The following is a 17,452-nucleotide window of genomic DNA, read 5'->3' as shown; positions in this document are numbered from 1 at the left end:
TTATGGAAGAAAGAATAATCTTTGCAGGCTTTGGTGGTCAAGGAGTTTTGTCAATGGGGCTTATAATTACCTATGCGGGAATGTTTGAGGGAAAGAATGTGTCTTGGACTCCTTCTTATGGTCCTGAAATGAGAGGAGGAACAGCCTATTGCAATGTCACTGTATCGGATGAAGAGGTAGGCTCTCCGGTTATTACAGAGGCTACTTCTGTAATTGTAATGAATAGGCCTTCTTTAGACAAATACGAATCTTATGTAATACCAGGTGGTAAATTATTCATAAATACTTCATTAGTAGACAGAAAAGCAGAGAGAAAAGACATAGAAGTGTATGAAATACCTGCCAACGATATTGCCAGTGAATTAGGCAATTTAAAAATTGCTAACATGGTGATGTTAGGTGCTTTCATAGAAGCCACTAAAGTTGTAAAATTGGAAACAGTACTAAAAGCTCTGCCTGAGGTCTTTGGCAAAGGTAAAGAACATTTGATACCTATAAATGAAAAAGCCTTAAATAAGGGAGTAGAATTGGTAAAAAGTCTCATTACAACTAAAAAATAACCTCTTCGGAGGTTATTTTTTCTACAGGAGGTGCTAATTTGAAAAATTTAAGTGAGATTGTAAGAAAAGCAAAAGGACTTAATAAAAGATTTACTGTAGCGGGAGCAGAAGACAGTGAAGTGCTTTTAGCTTGTGAAGCCGCGAAAAAAGAGGGCATAGGGCAGCCTGTATTAGTTGGTTCAAAAGAAAAGCTAGAGGTATTAGCTAAAGAAACGAATATTAATATTGACGACTATGAAATAATTGACAAAGCGGAGGAAACAGAGAAATGTAAAAGGGCAGTCTTAGAAGTTAAAGAGGGTAGAGCATCTTTTGTGATGAAAGGTCTTGTTCCTACTGCTACTCTTTTAAAGGCCGTTCTTGACAGCGAATACGGCATTAGAGGAGAAGGACTACTCAGTCATGTAATGGTTTATGAAATTCCAAACTATCACAAGTTATTGCTTTTGACTGATGGAGGAATGAATATAAGTCCCACTTTAGAAGAGAAAGTGCAAATTTTAAAAAATGCTATTAAAGTGGCAAAAGCCATAGAAATAGAAAATCCTAAAGTAGCCTGTTTGTCGGCGGTAGAAGTGGTAAACCCTAAAATGCCTTCCACTGTTGAAGCTGCTAAATTAAAGGAAATGAACCAAAGAGGTGAGATAGAAGGAATAGTAGATGGTCCTTTAGCATTTGACCTTGCCATAAGCAAAGAGGCAGCAATTCACAAAGGAGTAAAAAGTGAGGTTGCAGGAGATGCAGATATATTATTAGTACCTTTTATAGAAGTTGGAAATGCTTTAGGTAAAAGTTTTACTTACTTTGCGAAGGCAAGAAGTGCAGGAATTGTGGTAGGAGCAAAAGCGCCAATTGTCTTAGTATCAAGAGCTGATTCCCACGAAGACAAGTTTAATTCTATAGCTTTTGCCTGTGCAGTATCTTTTTAATAAAGATAAATTAAATGGGGGGAAAGTTGAATGAAAAAAATAATGATGGGGGATGAAGCAGTAGCCCGTGGTGCTTATGAGTATGGCATCACTTTTGCTGCTGCATACCCTGGTACACCAAGCACAGAGATATTAGAGAATATAGCTAAGTACAAAGAAATATATTCGGAATGGGCTCCAAATGAAAAAGTTGCTGTTGAAGCAGCAATTGGTGCTTCTATCGCTGGAGCTAGAAGCCTTGCGGCAATGAAACATGTTGGCCTTAATATGGCAGCGGACCCACTTTTTACTTTTGCTTATACGGGAGTTAATGGTGGATGTGTAATTGTGACGGCGGATGACCCCGGAATGCATTCCTCTCAAAATGAACAGGACAATAGGTATTATGCAAAATTTGCTAAAATACCCATGTTAGAACCTTCAGACAGCCAAGAATGTAAAGACTTTGTAGGATACGCATTGGATATCAGCGAAAAGTACGATACTCCTGTTTTGTTAAGGCTTACAACAAGGGTAAGTCATGGCAAAGGAGTAGTAGAATTAGGTGAAAGACAAAATGGAGAGATGAAACCCTATAAAAAAGATATTCCTAAATATGTAATGGTGCCTGCTAATGCACAAAAAAGGCATGTAGTTGTAGAGGAAAGGTTAAAGGCTTTAAGACAATTATCAGAAGAAATTTACATTAATAGAATAGAATGGAATAATAGAGAAATTGGCATAATTACCAGTGGCATAAGCTATCTTTATGCAAAAGAAGTTTTTGGGGATGAAGTTTCAATTTTAAAATTAGGAATGACATATCCTTTACCCTCAGAACTCATAAAAAAATTCGCAGAAGGAGTTAAAAAACTGTACGTTGTAGAGGAACTGGAACCTTACATCGAAGAACATGTAAAAAGCTTAGGAATAAAGGTGATAGGCAAAGAGATATTGCCAATAGTTGGGGAATTAAATCCGGGTATAATAAGAAAAGCAATAAAAGGCCACGAATTGGAGCATATATCAGTTGATACAAAAGTGCCAGGTAGACCTCCTATGCTTTGTGCAGGATGTCCTCATAGGGGGGTTTTCTACGTATTGAAGAAAAAGAAAGTTCCGGTTTTAGGTGACATTGGATGTTATACTTTAGGGGCAGCTCCTCCACTGGAAGCTATGGATACCTGTGTTTGCATGGGAGCAAGTATTTCTGGATCTCACGGATTCCAAAAGGCCAATGAACACAATGGAAGGAAACAAAAGATTTTTAGTGTAATAGGTGACTCAACTTTTTTCCATTCAGGAATAACGGGTTTGATTGATATAGTCTACAATAAAGGAAATGCTGTGCCCATAATTCTTGACAACCGTATAACAGCTATGACGGGGCATCAGCACAATCCTGGAACTGGGAAAACTTTGATGGGAGAAGAGTCTCCAGAAATAGATATAGCGAAATTAAGTGAAGCAATAGGAGTAAAAAGAGTAAGAATAGTTGATCCTTTTAACTTAAAAGAAGTTGAAAATGCTGTTGATGAAGCTATGAATACTGACGATACAATGGTAATTGTAGCAAAGGGACCTTGTGCTTTGATTCCTCCGAGACCTCAGGGAGAGTGTAGAATAGACCAAGATAAATGCAAAAAATGCGGTTTGTGTCTAAGGATAGGTTGTCCTGCTATTAGCAAAAAAGATGGAATATTTAGCATAGACCCTGACCAGTGTACAGGATGTACAGTTTGTATGCAAGTATGTCCTTTCGATGCTATAGAAAAGGTGAGGTGAAATAAAGTGCAAGAAGTAAAGAGCATATTAATGGTAGGGGTAGGAGGGCAAGGCACTATTCTAGCCAGTAATGTTTTGGCGGAAGGACTATTAAAAAGTGGTTATGATGTAAAAATGTCAGAAGTCCACGGCATGTCTCAAAGAGGAGGAAGTGTCAATACTCAAATAAGGTTTGGAGAAAAAGTTTATTCTCCAGTCATTGAAGTTGGGGCTGCTGATGTTATCGTAGCCTTTGAAAAAATGGAAGCCGTGCGATGGCTAAATTACCTTAAAAAAGATGGTGTTATCATTCTAAATACTGTAGAAATACCTCCACTTTCTGTGCTCATAGGCAAAGAAGAATATCCTAAAAACTTAATTGAGGAAATATCAAAAAGCGCAAAGACAATTGCAGTGGATGCAGATAAGATAGCAGAAAGCCTTGGGAATGTAAAAACACAAAATATAGTTCTTTTAGGAGTACTTGTTAAATATTTAGGACTACAAGACATTGATTGGGAAGAGGTAATAAAAAATAACGTGCCACAAAAATTTGTTGAATTAAATATAAATGCATTTAAAAAAGGACTTGAGATAAACTGAGGAGGGGTAAATGGCTCCCTCCCTTTTTTATTAAAATTATAAAGAAGGATTGTCAAATATTATGACGAATATATTTTATAGCACTGACTTTATAAAGTTGCCATAAAAGGAAGGGAGGTATTATTTTTTGCTATATAGAATTTTACGTTTTATTGCAATATCGATTCTTAAGATATTTTATTCCCTTGAAGTGAAACATGAAAAACACTTGCCTGAGGGAGCTTGTATTTTTGTTGCAAACCATCAAAGTTTGCTAGATCCAGTTGTGGTAGCCTGTTCTGTAAAAAGACCCGTTATATTTTTAGCAAGTTCTGAACTTTATAAAAGCCGCTTTTTAAAATATTTTCTGAAAATTGACAAAGCAATTCCTATAAAGAAAAATTCTCCTGATATAAATGCCATAAAACAGGCGTTATTTAGACTAAAGGAAGGAAATTCTATAGGATTATTTCCTGAGGGAGGAATATCACCAACTGGCAAAGTAGAAAAAATGTATGAAGGGGCTATGTATCTAGCATATAAATCGGAAAGGCCCATTGTACCAGTGGCTATAAAAGGCACAAGAGAAATACTACCTTTTGGAAAATATTTTCCCAAATTTAAGGGAAAAATTGAAGTAAAAATAGGGGAACCAATTTACCCAAATCTGAATATTGATATAAAGATGGAAATTGTTGAATTGAGAGACAAAGTTATGAAAAATATATTAGCAATGTTGGAAGAATAGGCGAGGAAAAATGTCAACTAAATGAGTCCCTTACAAAATCTTGACGCGGACTGCGAAAATAGTGTAAATTGAAATATAGTTTTCACTGTGATAAAATATTATCGTATGATTTATTGAGAGGAGATAGAAAATGGCAAGGTTGTTTGGTACAGATGGTGTTAGAGGTATAGCCAATTATGACTTGACTCCACAACTTGCTTTTGAATTGGGAAGAGCAGGGGCCTATGTGTTGACTCACGGAACTCATAGGCCTAAGGTTGTGGTTGGTAAAGACAGTCGTATATCTGGTGACATGTTGGAATGTGCATTAACTGCAGGTCTTACCTCTGTAGGGGCAGAGGTTATAAGCGTTGGAATAATTCCTACTCCTGCAGTAGCTTACCTTACGAGATTGTACCAAGCAGATGCTGGAATTATGATATCAGCATCTCACAATCCCGTAGAGTACAATGGGATAAAATTTTTTGATAAAGATGGATATAAATTGCCAGATGAAGTAGAAGATAGAATAGAAAATATAATGAAAGAAAAAATTGAGTTGCCTTCTCCTATTGGTACGGGAGTAGGTACCAGGAAAGAATACACAAATTCTCATAGAGACTACATAGAATTCTTAAAATCTACAATTGATGGGGATTTAAAAGGAATGAAAATTGTAATTGATTGTGCTTATGGAGCTAGCAGCACAGTGGCGCCAATTTTGTTTAAGGAATTGGGTGCAGAGGTTATATTGTATGGAGCAGAGCCTATAGGGGAAAGGATAAATGTCAATTGTGGGTCTACGCATCCCGAGAAGTTGCAAGAGCTTGTCGTAAAAAACGGCGCGGATATAGGTTTAGCCTTTGACGGAGATGCTGATAGACTTATTGCAGTTGATGAGAAAGGAAATATTGTTGATGGAGACCACATAATGGCAATATGTGCTATAGACTTAAAGAAAAAAGGTAGGTTAAAAAATAACACAGTTGTGGCAACAGTTATGAGCAATATAGGCTTTGACATTGCACTTAAAGAACAAGGGATTAATCTCATAAGGACAAAAGTAGGGGATAGATATGTTTTGGAAGAAATGATAAAAGGCGGATATTCTATTGGCGGGGAACAATCGGGCCATATTATTTTCCTTGATGACAATACTACGGGAGATGGAGAAATTACTGCTTTAAAACTTTGTTCTATTTTAAAAGAGAGTGGTAAAAAATTGTCAGAATTAGCTGCCTGTATGGTTACTTACCCACAAGTCCTTATAAACGCAAAAGTAAAAAATGAGTTAAAAAATGCCTATTTAGAGGATGAAGAAATTAAGAGGGAAATTGAAAATTTAGAAAGAGAAATGAGAGGAGAAGGACGAGTACTTATAAGACCCTCGGGTACTGAGCCTCTTGTGAGAGTTATGGTAGAAGGAAAAGATTATGATAAAATTAGTCAAATGGCAAAAGAACTTGCTGAATTAATAGAAAGAAAATTAAATTAAATAAAAGTGCGAAAGGTATTATTTGAAAGGGGGGATGCCTATTGAAGAAGAGTAAAAGAAGATAAGGATTAAAAATTAAAAAGCGCCTGGGCTTAAAGTGTATACTTTAAGCTGACGAGGACAGGGTTTATCGAGCTATCGGCGGGTGCCCTGCGGTTTTCTGCGACCGATAAAGGACTGGTAAAACCACAGGCGACTGTGGCATAAAGCAGTCTGGGCAGGGATGAATATTTATTACAAAAGTGAGAGGAGACCGAGTATGTGTGGAATTGTAGGATATATTGGCGATAAACAGGCGACGCCAATACTTTTAGAAGGTTTGACAAAATTGGAGTATCGGGGCTATGATTCGGCAGGAATTGCCATTTTAAATGATGGCAATATAAATATAAAGAAAGCGAAAGGAAGATTAAACGTCCTAAAAGAACTTGTTGAAAAAGATAATATGGAAGGGACAATAGGCATAGGACACACAAGGTGGGCTACGCATGGTGAACCGTCTGATACAAATTCCCATCCTCATTTATCCCAATCAGGGCTAATTGCAGTAGTCCACAATGGCATAATTGAAAACTACCTGCCACTTAAAAAATGGCTATTGGAAGAAGGCTATACTTTTAAGTCTGAGACTGATACAGAAGTTGTAGCAAATTTGTTGGAGTATTATTACAATGGCGATATAGTAGAGGCTGTGAAAAAAGTTTTAGACAGAATTGAAGGTTCTTATGCCTTAGGTGTTTTGTGCAAAAACAATCCCGATATGATTGTAGCTGCGAGAAAAGAAGCACCTCTTATAGTTGGAATAGGCAATGGTGAAAACTTTATTGCATCTGATATCCCAGCTATATTAAAACATACAAGAAATGTATATTTTCTTGATGATCATGAGATTGCCATAATTAAAAAATACAGCGTAGAGTTTATAGACATGTTTGGAAGGCAAGTAGAAAAATCGCTTTTTGAAGTAAAATGGGATGTAGAGGCGGCTGAAAAGGGCGGTTATGAACATTTCATGATAAAAGAAATTCACGAGCAGCCAAGCGCTATAAAAGATACATTAAGAGGCAGAATAATTGATGATTCAGAAATAGTTTTAGATGATGTGAAAATTACAAAAGAAGACTTTGAAAAGATAGATAAAATTTTTATTGTGGCGTGTGGAACAGCTTATCATGCGGGTGTTGTTGGGAAATACGTCATAGAAAATCTTGCGAGAATACCTGTTGAAGTAGATGTCGCTTCAGAATTTAGATATAGAAACCCCTTAGTAAATGAAAGAACTCTTACAATTGTAATAAGCCAGTCAGGGGAGACAGCTGATACCATTGCTGCGCTAAAAGAAGCTAAGAAAAAAGGGTCAAGAGTTATAGCCATTACAAACGTAGTCGGAAGTTCTGTCTCCAGAGAAGCAGATGACGTACTATACACATGGGCAGGTCCTGAAATAGCTGTTGCTTCCACCAAAGCATATACTACGCAACTTATAGCTCTTTATCTTGTAGCTATGGACCTTGCAATAAAAAGAGGGACAATAACTAAAACAAAGGTTATGGAACTTTGCACAGAATTAAAGAAGCTCCCAGAAAAAGTTCAGTACCTTCTTGACAACAAAGAGACAATTCAAAAATTTGCTTATGAACATTACAACGCGAAAGACGTTTTTTACATTGGAAGAGGACTGGACTATGCCGTTGCTATGGAGGGTTCTTTAAAACTCAAAGAAATATCCTATATCCATTCAGAGGCTTATCCGGCTGGTGAATTAAAACACGGTACTTTGGCCCTTGTAGAAGAGGGAACACTTGTGATAGCTCTTGCAACACAAGATGACCTTTTTGAAAAGATGCTCAGCAATATAAAAGAAGTAAAAGCAAGAGGCGGTTTTTTAGTCGCCTTTGCAAAACAAGGCAATCTTCAGCTGGAGGACGTTGTAGATAAAGTAATATATATACCTGAGACGCTTAAAGAGCTTACCCCAGTATTGACAGTTGTGCCTTTGCAACTTTTAGCATATTATATGGCAGTTGAAAAAGGCTGCGATGTAGATAAACCGCGTAACCTTGCAAAATCAGTTACAGTAGAATAAAGGAATATTAAAAAGGTTGAAAAGGACAATGAAAGTTCCTTTTCAGCCTTTTTTTGTTATCTCTAATATTTTATAAGGGAATGGAATTTTAAATAAGTTAAAAATAATTGTGAGTTAATGAACTAATAATATTAAAGGCATGTTGACATACTATTAAACAATTTGCTATTATAAAAAGCAAATCCAGAAAACAAAAAATGGAGGAGTCGTTATGGTTGTTTTGGAGATAAATACACCGACAAGGGAAGTTATGGTGGATATTACTGATATGGTAATGCAAGAAATTAAAAAATCTGGCGTTGTTGATGGGGTTTGTGTTATCTTTGTGCCTCATACAACAGCGGGAATTACAATAAACGAAAATGCGGATCCAACTGTAAGAGAAGATATAATAGCAGCCTTAGAAAAAATAATTCCTAATATACGTTTTAAACACATGGAAGGCAATTCTGATGCGCATATAAAGGCGTCTCTTATGGGAAGTTCAGTAACTTTAATTATTGAAAATGGAAAACCCTTTTTGGGAACTTGGCAGGGTATTTACTTTTGTGAATTTGATGGTCCAAGGAGAAGAAGAGTGTATATTAAGTTTTTGAAGTGAGTTTATTCAAACCTGCACTCTTCTGGTTTTATGTTATACTCAAATTGAATAAAAGAAGGTGCCCTCATCTTCATGTTTTCAGACCATTCCATAAATCTCACTTTACATGTTAGCAAGGGTTTTAACCACTGCACATTTTTTTCTTTAAAGTTATAATAATTATCTGAGGCTTTTATCTCCTTGGCAACTTCGTAGAATGCTTTTAATTCCTTCTGGGATAAGCCTGATTCACAACTTCCTATGTTTATTAAATTATTCACCTCATCGTAAAGCCCCAGTATGAGGGCTGTTTTGTCAGTTCTGTACCCTATAATAACGGCATTTATTACAATAAAATGTTTTGACTTAAGCCAGAGTTTACTCCTTTTTCCTATTAAATATTTTGAATCTGCTTTTTTGGCAACAATTCCTTCAAGTCCTCTTTTACCTGTCTCTTCAAAAAGCATTTTTCCATGTTCAAATATAAAATCTGATATTTTTATGATCTTGTTTTCTTTAACTGTTTTTCTAAGTATATCTTTTCTCTCTATAAGTGGCAATTCTACAAGAGATTTGCCATTTAAGTACAATATATCCCATGTTATGAAAATTACGGGCGTTATCTTGGTTAAAAGATTTATTTTTACTAAATTTTGTTGATGTTTTCTCGACATAATGCTTTTGTAACTGGGCTTGCCGTTTTTTAAAACTACAAGTTCACCGTCAAGTATTGCTTCTTTTGCTTTTATTTGTTTATAAAGTAATGCCAAATCTGGAAACTGATAGGTTATATCAACAAGCCTTCTATCTTGAAGTCTTGTTTTATTTGAAAGAAAAGCAATAGTCCTTGAACCATCCCATTTGACTTCATATATCCATTCGGGGCTATCAAAAGGGTCACTGCTGGATGCCAGCATAGGTGATATTTTTTCTTCCATCATAGACATATTCAATCTTCCTTTTATGCGCCTTTTCTTTTGCGTCCTTTTTTTGCTTTTTCTTCATTCTTTACAGATTCAATGCTCGCTTTTAATGCACTTACTAAATCAAGAACATTATCGGCTTCAGGTGCTTTTTGGGGAATATCTATATCTTTGTCCTGTATTTTTAACTCAATCATTTCAATTAACGCTTTTCTGTAGCTATCATCATATTTTTCGGGTTTAAAATCGGAGGTCAAAGTATCAATAAGTTGTTTGGCCATTTTTATTTCATTTTCCTGTAAGCTGACTTCTCTTAAGGGAGGAAGTTGGTTTGTGTTTTTTATTTCATCAGGGAAATGCATTGTTTCCATGACCATATATTTTTCATCATACACTCGTATGCATGCGAGGTTTTGCTTTGACCTAATTACCACTTTTGCTATTGCAACTCGCTTTGTTTCTTTCATAGAATCTCTTAAAAGTATGTAAGGCTTTGTACCAATATCTTCGGGTACGATGAAATATGTTTTGTCATAATATATGGGGTCTATTTGTCCTATATCGGTAAAATCTACTATATCAATGGTTTTAACTGTTGGCATAGGTATCCTTTCCAAATCTTCTTCATCTATAATGACAAATTTACCTGGTTCGTATTCATATCCTCGTACTATTTCCTCATCTGAAACGGGTCTATTACATACGGGGCATATTTTTTCATATTTTATGGGGGATTTACATTCTTTGTGAAGTTGCTTAAAATGTATGGCATGGTCTTCTGTAGCGGTATACAGTTTTATGGGGATACTTACAAGACCAAAACTTATTGCTCCTTTCCACATTGAGCGCATATTTAAATCACCTCATATTTAATATTCCCATTAAGAAACTTTTTATTTATAAAAACATATATATATATATATTGCAGACTATAGACAAACTTTCGTAAAGGAGATATTTTACATAAGGAGTGACTTGTTACAAAGAGTTAACAAAACTTAGCAAGACCGAGGGGGGAGGCAGGGCCGAAGCCATGGATGGCAGAGGCGAGCACCTTAAAGCATGGATGCCACCTGACGTAAGTACCCTGCCGGAGCTCGAAGGTAAAGCTTAGTTTTGTCGCTAAGGAATTTCTATACCAGTATTTTTGTATATATTTTGTACCCAAGCTAAATGGGAAGGATTGCTGTCTACACTTAATCCTATCAATTGTACATTTCTCTCTACAAAACTGGTATAAACTTGTGTAAAAGCTATAAATTCAGTAGTGCAAACAGGTGTAAAATCTCCTGGATGTGAAAATAGTACAATCCATTTACCTCTATAATCTGATAATTTTATAGGTCCAAAAGTGCTATTGGCTTTGAAATCTGGGGCAGGTGCTCCTATTTGAGGAAGGCAAGTTCTTAGTATGTTATCCACTGCTTCCATAAAATCACCTCGGAGTTTTTGGTACACTATATTATATTCAAAAGATTTGTCAATTGTTATATCTTATTACAGCAAAGCGTTAAATGCTATAAAGAGCAAAATAACGCCACTTATCACTGTGCCAAATTGCCCAATGGTGAAAGAACCTATTCGTATTTCTGCAACTCTTTTTCCTAATTTTACTCCTCCCCATACAGAAATAAAGCTCCCAATTGATGTAGTTAAGGATATAGCAAAAGGGGAGAGGCCTAAAAGACCTGCACCTAAGCCATTGGTAAGGGCGTTTGCTGAAAGGGCTATTCCTAAAAGAATTGCTTCAAACAAATTGATTTCTCCCGATTTGTCCAAATCTGCAATTTCAGGATTTTCTAAAATGCCTTTTATAGAATCAGCTTTTGATTGTTGTATATCTTTATTAAGTGACTTACGAGGTACGGCCAGCAAAATAATTCTAAGTCCGATTATAAACAGCAAAAAAGCTCCTACAAAAATAGGAAGTGACCCTGGAAGTATTGAATTTAACCATTTGCCAAAGGCAATTCCGGATATGCTAAATAAAAAAGCGATTACTGCGATAATTGTATTACAAAAAAGGCTTATTCGTATATTTCGTATACCATAGGAAATGCCTACTCCAAAATTATCTATGCTTGATGATATTGCAAAACCAAGAATAATTAGCCATTTCATATGTTCACACTCCTCTCTATCCAGCCTCTATTTATAATACGCGTTAGATAGAGAAGGTGTGATTTTATTGAAACAGTTTATTATGTAAGGTATAATTATATTGTAAAAATTTTCTGGAAAAACTTATGTAAGGAGATATATATGATTGTATCTTATTGTAAAATATATCTACGTGCAAATTGGGTTCATTCTTTAAAAGAAAAAAGAATGATTGTAAAAAGTATTGTGGGTAAAGTAAAAAGTCATTATAATGTTTCTATATCTGAAATAGAAAACCAAAATTTACACAAATCAATTGTCATAGGTTTCTCAGTGTGTGGCAGTGACGCTGTTTTAACAAATAAAATAGTTCAAGAGGTTGTAGACTATATTGAAGAAAATACAGATGCTTATATAGAAAATATAGAAATGGATACAATAAATGTGTGACTCCAAATGAATATGCTCATTTGGAGCTTTTATTTTGTGATTTTTATCACAGATTCTTTTGAGTTTTTGGCTTATCATAATCTATGAACGAGAACTTAAAAAGGAGGAAGCAAAATGAGTATGTTTTGTTATCAATGTCAAGAAGCTTCAAAAGGCATAGGGTGTACAGTACGAGGCGTATGCGGTAAGACAGACGATGTTGCAAATCTTCAGGATTTGCTGATTTTTACATTGAAAGGCATATCGTTTTTAAATTTAAAAGCAAGAGAGGCAGGAGTAAATAAAGAGAAGACGGACAGATTCCTTTTTGAAGGATTATTTTCCACAATAACTAACGTTAATTTTGACAGAAACTTCTTTATTAACAAAATAAAAGAAGCTGTTGCATTAAGAGAAGAAATAAAAGAAGACCTCAAAAAGGCAGGAGTTGAAGTAGACGAATCCTGTGAGGCAATAAACTGGGTTTATTATACAGATAAAGATATAGAAGCAATAGCAGCTGAAGTAGGAGTTTTATCTACAAAAGATGAAGATATAAGGTCTTTGAGAGAGCTTATCACTTATGGTGTAAAAGGTATGGCGGCTTATGCATATCACGCATATCAGCTGGGATACAAAAATGATAATATATTTAGGTTTATGGAGAAGGCTTTAGCTAAAGTTTTAGATGACAGCTTAACGGCAGATGATTATGTGGCTCTGGCTATGGAAACAGGAAAATATGGCGTTGATACAATGGCGCTCCTTGACAAAGCAAATACTTCGACTTATGGCCATCCTGAGATAACAAAAGTTAATATTGGTGTGAGAAATAATCCTGGAATATTGATAAGCGGTCATGATTTGAAAGACTTGGAGCAATTGCTAGAGCAAACTGCTGGTACAGGGGTAGATGTTTATACACATGGAGAAATGCTTCCTGCTCATTATTATCCAACTTTTAAGAAATATACACATTTTGTTGGTAACTATGGAAATGCATGGTGGCAGCAGGATAAGGAGTTTGAGCTATTTAACGGACCAATTTTAATGACTACAAACTGCCTTGTACCTCCAAAGGATTCCTACAAGGATAGAGTTTATACTACAGGTGTTGTAGGCTTTGAGGGAGTAAAATACATTCCAGAAGGTCCAGACGGAAAGAAGGACTTTTCAGAAATAATTGAACATGCAAAGAGATGCAGGCCACCTGTGGAGATTGAAAGAGGGGAAATAATTGGTGGGTTTGCTCACAACCAAGTTTTAGAGCTGGCGGATAAAATTGTAGAAGCGGTAAAGACAGGAGCTATAAAGAGATTTTTCGTAATGGCAGGCTGTGACGGCAGAATGAAGAGCAGAACCTATTATACCGAATTTGCTAAAGCTCTTCCTAAAGATACAGTCATTTTAACTGCAGGCTGTGCAAAATACAGGTACAACAAGTTAAACCTTGGAGATATAAACGGAATTCCGAGAGTTTTAGATGCAGGACAGTGCAATGACTCTTACTCATTGGCTGTGATAGCCATGAAGCTTAAAGAAGTCTTTAGCTTAAGTGACATAAACGAGCTTCCTATTTCTTACAACATTGCATGGTATGAACAAAAGGCTGTTATAGTGCTTTTAGCACTTTTGTACCTCGGAGTAAAAAATATTCATTTAGGACCTACGCTTCCTGCTTTCTTATCGCCAAATGTCACAAAAGTATTAGTTGACAAATTTGGCATTGGTGGTATTACAAACGTAGAAGATGATATGAAAATGTTCATGGGTGAGTAAAGATTACGGCTGCAAAATGCAGCCGTAATCTTTTGTCATTATGATTAATTATTAATCATAATGGTTAAAATTATACTATGGTTAAAATTATACTTTCTTTTCTTTTTTAATGAACTTTTCTAAATCAGTGGTATTCAAACTCACTTTTATATACCCTTCTATATCTCTCTTTCTTTCCTCAGGCAATGTTTCAAAGGCTTTAAAAATTATTTTATCCTTTTCACTGATGCTTTCTAACTCTTCTCTCGACAAGTATTTTTCCCCTTCTTCTTTTATATATTCTATTTGTTGTCCAGTAAGAAGCCAATCTATTGAAACATTAAGGGCGTTTTTTAACTTTATCAAAGCATTGGAAGAAGGCATTGATTTGTTATTTTCAAGGTCACTTAAATTTCCAACAGATAAACCTGTGAGTTTGCTCAAAGCTGTTATAGTTAAATTATTTTTTTTACGAGCATATTTTATACGTTCGCCGACTGTATCCATAACACTCCTCCTTTGTTTTTCTGAATTACGATATTAGTATTGACATTTTCGTAATTCAGATATATATTTAAAATAGTTAATTTTTAATCATTATCTATTTTAACACAAATATTTTATTATTCCTACTGAATAAATATGCTAACTTTTGCTTGTAGGGAAAATAGGGGGTGCTTTGATGAAAAAAAGAAGGCTTACAGATTTTGGAAAGTTAGTGAATGACAGATTGGCGGAACTGAATATGACACAAAAAGAATTGTCGCGATTGATAGGTACCAGTGAGCCATATTTAAGCATGATTTTACATGGTGAAAGGTCAGGGAAAAAATATATGGATAAAATAAAGGAGATATTAAAACTTTAAAAAAGAGTTTTAGTATTTTCTGAAATTTTCCTGATAGAAATTTTTTATAAATTTTTTTCGACAATTATAGTTCTAATATTAAACATAGATAGAATAATTTACAATTTTCGATATTGCAAAAAACACCAAATAGTTTTACATAGACTTGTTAAATGTTTGCTAAAGTAAAAAAAGTGTCTTTTCTGTCGATAAAAAATTTTCAAAAAAATAAAGGATTTTTTAGAAAAAAATAGAATATATTAATATGTATTGTAAGTTAATAATTAATCTTAAAAAATAAATTGGAGGGGATAGTAAAATGTATTACAGGAAAGTGACCGAGTACATATCGACAAGGGAGGAAGCAAGGAGAAACATAATTACTCACTACACAGTGGTCATGTCAGAAATAAGTGTTTTAAACGGAAAGGAGGAAGTAAAATTGCCGTCGTATGGTATCAAAATTCTTCAAGAAATTTTAGATGGAGAAAAGGATAAAATTGAAATAATAGAAGAAAAAGTGATAAATATAAGCCCTTACTTTGAAAAAGTGGACAAGCTAGCACAATTCTTTAAAGAAATGACAGTATCGCCTGTTCATCTGTATGAAGTAATTGACGATATGTGTGAAGATTATATAAGTGACTATGATAGACAAGCTAAATTGTGTAAGGTTGCTATTTAAGAAGGTGTCATGCCTTCTTTTATTTTTTTGAAGGATTTTGTGAATTAATAGAGAAATAATATAATGTAATTAGGATAATTGGAGGAACTGTATATATGGAACTTTTTGTGGGAACGGATATTGTAGAAGTTGAAAGGATAAAAAAAGCTTTTGATGCAAATACTAAATTTTTGGAACGGTTATTTACTCAAAAAGAGATAGAGTATTTTAACAGTAAAAATATGAAATTACCTCATATAGCGGGTTTTTTTTCGGCGAAAGAAAGCATCTCAAAAGTCTTAGGGACAGGTATCAATGGTTTTAGCTGGAAAGATATTGAAATATGTCACGATGAAAAAGGAGCTCCTGCTGTAATTTTAAAGGGGGAGGCTAAGAATATTGCGGATAAAAAAGGAATAAAGTACATAAAGCTGTCTATTTCTCATACGAAAACCTATGCTATAAGCTGTGCTATTGCTATTGGAGGTGAAAAAAATGATAGTGCTGACATCAAAACAGATGAGAGAAGTTGAAAAAATAGCTATAGAAAAAATAGGAATTCCTTCTATAAGTTTAATGGAGAATGCGGGAAGAGAAACGGCGCTAGAAGTAAAAAAGATTTTAAATGAGAGGAATTTAAACTCTGTAATAGTTATATCGGGGAAGGGGAATAATGGTGGAGATGGTTATGTAGTAGCTAGAAATCTTTATAATTGGGGAATCGATGTAAAAGTATTTTTAACTACAAGTTTAGGTGCTATTTCAGGGGATGCAAAAGTAAATTTAGATGCAATCATAAATATGGGGATTTATGTAGCGGAAATTACTCAAAGAGAACATCTAAAATTTTTGGAAAAAACCATTAAAGACAGCGATGTGATTGTGGACGCAATTTATGGAATTGGGCTTAAAGGAGAAATAAGCGGCATAACAAAAGAGATTATAGAAATGATAAACCAAGCCAATAAGATTGTGGTATCTGTTGATATTCCTTCTGGGTTAAATGCTGATACAGGTAAAGTGGAAGGATGTGCTGTTAAGGCTACCAAAACAGTTACTATGCAATTTCTAAAGCCTGGTTTATTAATATATCCGGGTGCCGATTATGCAGGAGAAATTCGTGTTGCTGAAATAGGGATTCCGTACCGGTTGGCTGCAGAAGTAGGTTATAATTATAATCTTGTGACTTCAGAGGATGTAAAGCTTCCAAAACGGCATGGAAATACTCATAAAGGGGATTATGGTAAAGTTTTGATGATAGCTGGTTCTAAAAATATGACAGGGGCGGCGTATCTGTGTGCTAAAAGTGCTATTAAGGCAGGTTGCGGATTGGTGAAATTAGCAGTTCCACAAAGTGTGCAATCAGTAATTCAAGGAGGACTTTATGAGATTATAACTTATGGATTAGATGAGAAAAATGGTATTTTATCCTACGATGCTTTAAGTAGTGTACTTAAGTTAATAGAGGAAAGTGATGCTATTGCTATAGGACCAGGGTTGACTCATGATAGAGATATTTCACAATTGATATATGATATTGTAAAAAATACGGATAAGCCTATAGTTTTAGATGCTGATGCTCTTAATGCTTTGGTAGGAAGGTTGGAAGTTATAGAAGGTAAAAAAGTTATTTTAACTCCCCATTATGGGGAAATGTCAAGATTGACAAGCCTCGCGATTGATGAGATTAAGAATAATCTTTTTGAAGTAGCAAAAACTTTTATTGATAGGTACAAAGTGACACTTGTACTTAAAGGTTCTAAAACTGTAATAACGACAAAAGAAGGGAGCATATATATAAATAACACAGGCAATCCTGGGATGGCAACTGCTGGCAGTGGAGACGTTCTAACAGGGATGATTGCGGCTTTTTTGGCTCAAGGGTTTAGCGAAGAAAAAGCGGCAATTTATGGTGTGTTTTATCATGGGAAGGCAGGAGATATTGCTAAAGAATATGTGGGAGAGTATGGAATGACAGCGATGGATATCCTTGAGAACATTCCAGAGGCTCTTAAATGTTGTTTATAAG

18 protein-coding genes and 1 pseudogene are annotated in these 17,452 nt (G+C 35.1%); 14 read left to right on the top strand and 5 right to left on the bottom strand.

Annotated features, from left to right (window positions below; genetic code table 11):
* Nucleotides 1–2 precede the first annotated feature (2 nt).
* From THYS13_RS07255 to THYS13_RS07220, 8 genes are all read left to right on the top strand, one after another.
* Nucleotides 3–560: a 2-oxoacid:acceptor oxidoreductase family protein gene (locus THYS13_RS07255; RefSeq protein ID WP_042833806.1), complete on the top strand. Its 558-nt coding sequence runs from the start codon at nt 3–5 to the stop codon at nt 558–560.
* Nucleotides 561–598: 38 nt separating this feature from the next.
* On the top strand, nt 599–1,489 hold the full coding sequence (locus tag THYS13_RS07250) for a bifunctional enoyl-CoA hydratase/phosphate acetyltransferase (protein ID WP_042833804.1): 891 nt from the start codon (nt 599–601) through the stop codon (nt 1,487–1,489).
* A gap of 30 nt (nt 1,490–1,519) precedes the next feature.
* Nucleotides 1,520–3,253, top strand: a complete 1,734-nt coding sequence (gene iorA / locus THYS13_RS07245) for an indolepyruvate ferredoxin oxidoreductase subunit alpha (RefSeq protein WP_042833803.1) — start codon at nt 1,520–1,522, stop codon at nt 3,251–3,253.
* A 6-nt stretch (nt 3,254–3,259) separates the two neighbouring features.
* Nucleotides 3,260–3,835 carry an indolepyruvate oxidoreductase subunit beta gene (locus tag THYS13_RS07240; RefSeq protein WP_042833802.1) on the top strand — a complete coding sequence of 192 codons (576 nt, stop codon included), beginning with the start codon at nt 3,260–3,262 and terminating at the stop codon, nt 3,833–3,835.
* Nucleotides 3,836–3,962: 127 nt separating this feature from the next.
* Nucleotides 3,963–4,562 (top strand): 1-acyl-sn-glycerol-3-phosphate acyltransferase, encoded by a 600-nt coding sequence (locus tag THYS13_RS07235; RefSeq protein WP_042833801.1) that lies wholly within the window; start codon nt 3,963–3,965, stop codon nt 4,560–4,562.
* Between the two features lie 130 nt (nt 4,563–4,692).
* Entirely contained in the window at nt 4,693–6,036 is a 1,344-nt protein-coding gene (gene glmM / locus THYS13_RS07230) for a phosphoglucosamine mutase (protein WP_042833800.1), read from the top strand.
* A gap of 259 nt (nt 6,037–6,295) precedes the next feature.
* Nucleotides 6,296–8,122, top strand: coding sequence for a glutamine--fructose-6-phosphate transaminase (isomerizing) (gene glmS / locus THYS13_RS07225; protein ID WP_042833799.1), 1,827 nt, complete (start codon nt 6,296–6,298; stop codon nt 8,120–8,122).
* Nucleotides 8,123–8,333: 211 nt separating this feature from the next.
* On the top strand, nt 8,334–8,723 hold the full coding sequence (locus tag THYS13_RS07220; RefSeq protein WP_042833798.1) for a secondary thiamine-phosphate synthase enzyme YjbQ: 390 nt from the start codon (nt 8,334–8,336) through the stop codon (nt 8,721–8,723).
* Between the two features lie 2 nt (nt 8,724–8,725).
* On the opposite strand, the gene ligD is transcribed toward THYS13_RS07220, so the two are convergent.
* The 4 genes and pseudogenes from ligD to ytaF form a co-directional block, all read right to left on the bottom strand.
* Nucleotides 8,726–9,649: a non-homologous end-joining DNA ligase gene (ligD, locus tag THYS13_RS07215; protein ID WP_042833797.1), complete on the bottom strand. Its 924-nt coding sequence runs from the start codon at nt 9,647–9,649 to the stop codon at nt 8,726–8,728.
* A 14-nt stretch (nt 9,650–9,663) separates the two neighbouring features.
* A complete protein-coding gene (locus tag THYS13_RS07210) occupies nt 9,664–10,476 on the bottom strand; it encodes a Ku protein (protein ID WP_042833796.1) in 813 nt (270 codons plus the stop codon).
* Nucleotides 10,477–10,750: 274 nt separating this feature from the next.
* Nucleotides 10,751–11,056 (bottom strand): annotated as a pseudogene (locus THYS13_RS07205) (redoxin domain-containing protein); the annotation flags it as partial.
* Between the two features lie 66 nt (nt 11,057–11,122).
* The gene (gene ytaF, locus THYS13_RS07200; RefSeq protein ID WP_369819216.1) at nt 11,123–11,770 is read right to left on the bottom strand and encodes a sporulation membrane protein YtaF; all 648 of its coding nucleotides are present in this window, start codon (nt 11,768–11,770) and stop codon (nt 11,123–11,125) included.
* Between the two features lie 117 nt (nt 11,771–11,887).
* Here ytaF and THYS13_RS07195 point away from each other — a divergent pair, with 117 nt between their 5' ends.
* Nucleotides 11,888–12,175: a DUF503 domain-containing protein gene (locus tag THYS13_RS07195; RefSeq protein WP_042833794.1), complete on the top strand. Its 288-nt coding sequence runs from the start codon at nt 11,888–11,890 to the stop codon at nt 12,173–12,175.
* Nucleotides 12,176–12,289: 114 nt separating this feature from the next.
* Nucleotides 12,290–13,933, top strand: coding sequence for a hydroxylamine reductase (gene hcp, locus THYS13_RS07190; RefSeq protein ID WP_042833793.1), 1,644 nt, complete (start codon nt 12,290–12,292; stop codon nt 13,931–13,933).
* An 87-nt stretch (nt 13,934–14,020) separates the two neighbouring features.
* Here the strand turns inward: hcp and THYS13_RS07185 are convergent, their stop codons facing one another.
* On the bottom strand, nt 14,021–14,419 hold the full coding sequence (locus tag THYS13_RS07185) for a helix-turn-helix domain-containing protein (protein ID WP_042833792.1): 399 nt from the start codon (nt 14,417–14,419) through the stop codon (nt 14,021–14,023).
* 175 nt (nt 14,420–14,594) lie between these two features.
* On the opposite strand from THYS13_RS07185, the gene THYS13_RS07180 reads away from it, so the two are divergent.
* The 4 genes from THYS13_RS07180 (at nt 14,595) to THYS13_RS07165 (ending at nt 17,451) form a co-directional block, all read left to right on the top strand.
* Nucleotides 14,595–14,780: a helix-turn-helix transcriptional regulator gene (locus THYS13_RS07180; protein WP_042833791.1), complete on the top strand. Its 186-nt coding sequence runs from the start codon at nt 14,595–14,597 to the stop codon at nt 14,778–14,780.
* 298 nt (nt 14,781–15,078) lie between these two features.
* Entirely contained in the window at nt 15,079–15,444 is a 366-nt protein-coding gene (locus THYS13_RS07175) for a DUF6514 family protein (RefSeq protein ID WP_042833790.1), read from the top strand.
* A 95-nt stretch (nt 15,445–15,539) separates the two neighbouring features.
* Nucleotides 15,540–15,956, top strand: coding sequence for a holo-ACP synthase (gene acpS, locus THYS13_RS07170; RefSeq protein ID WP_042833788.1), 417 nt, complete (start codon nt 15,540–15,542; stop codon nt 15,954–15,956).
* Nucleotides 15,919–17,451: a bifunctional ADP-dependent NAD(P)H-hydrate dehydratase/NAD(P)H-hydrate epimerase gene (locus tag THYS13_RS07165; protein WP_042833787.1), complete on the top strand. Its 1,533-nt coding sequence runs from the start codon at nt 15,919–15,921 to the stop codon at nt 17,449–17,451. The genes acpS and THYS13_RS07165 overlap by 38 nt, the downstream gene beginning before the upstream one ends.
* Nucleotide 17,452: the final 1 nt, after the last annotated feature.

The organism is Thermoanaerobacter sp. YS13, assembly GCF_000806225.2.
Classification (GTDB): domain Bacteria; phylum Bacillota; class Thermoanaerobacteria; order Thermoanaerobacterales; family Thermoanaerobacteraceae; genus Thermoanaerobacter; species Thermoanaerobacter uzonensis.
The sequence above is the reverse complement of the archived record's forward strand: the minus strand, read 5'-3'. Positions and strand labels throughout refer to the sequence as shown.

What these genes read in the sequence shown, in the direction of transcription:
- acpS (WP_042833788.1), top strand. Translation starts at nt 15,540, where the DNA reads ATGGAACTTTTTGTGGGAACGGATATTGTAGAAGTTGAAAGGATAAAA.
- iorA (WP_042833803.1), top strand. Translation starts at nt 1,520, where the DNA reads ATGAAAAAAATAATGATGGGGGATGAAGCAGTAGCCCGTGGTGCTTAT.
- ligD (WP_042833797.1), bottom strand. Translation starts at nt 9,649, where the DNA reads ATGTCTATGATGGAAGAAAAAATATCACCTATGCTGGCATCCAGCAGT.
- hcp (WP_042833793.1), top strand. Translation starts at nt 12,290, where the DNA reads ATGAGTATGTTTTGTTATCAATGTCAAGAAGCTTCAAAAGGCATAGGG.
- THYS13_RS07195 (WP_042833794.1), top strand. Translation starts at nt 11,888, where the DNA reads ATGATTGTATCTTATTGTAAAATATATCTACGTGCAAATTGGGTTCAT.
- THYS13_RS07185 (WP_042833792.1), bottom strand. Translation starts at nt 14,419, where the DNA reads ATGGATACAGTCGGCGAACGTATAAAATATGCTCGTAAAAAAAATAAT.
- THYS13_RS07220 (WP_042833798.1), top strand. Translation starts at nt 8,334, where the DNA reads ATGGTTGTTTTGGAGATAAATACACCGACAAGGGAAGTTATGGTGGAT.
- glmM (WP_042833800.1), top strand. Translation starts at nt 4,693, where the DNA reads ATGGCAAGGTTGTTTGGTACAGATGGTGTTAGAGGTATAGCCAATTAT.
- THYS13_RS07255 (WP_042833806.1), top strand. Translation starts at nt 3, where the DNA reads ATGGAAGAAAGAATAATCTTTGCAGGCTTTGGTGGTCAAGGAGTTTTG.
- THYS13_RS07165 (WP_042833787.1), top strand. Translation starts at nt 15,919, where the DNA reads ATGATAGTGCTGACATCAAAACAGATGAGAGAAGTTGAAAAAATAGCT.
- THYS13_RS07210 (WP_042833796.1), bottom strand. Translation starts at nt 10,476, where the DNA reads ATGCGCTCAATGTGGAAAGGAGCAATAAGTTTTGGTCTTGTAAGTATC.
- glmS (WP_042833799.1), top strand. Translation starts at nt 6,296, where the DNA reads ATGTGTGGAATTGTAGGATATATTGGCGATAAACAGGCGACGCCAATA.
- THYS13_RS07180 (WP_042833791.1), top strand. Translation starts at nt 14,595, where the DNA reads ATGAAAAAAAGAAGGCTTACAGATTTTGGAAAGTTAGTGAATGACAGA.
- THYS13_RS07175 (WP_042833790.1), top strand. Translation starts at nt 15,079, where the DNA reads ATGTATTACAGGAAAGTGACCGAGTACATATCGACAAGGGAGGAAGCA.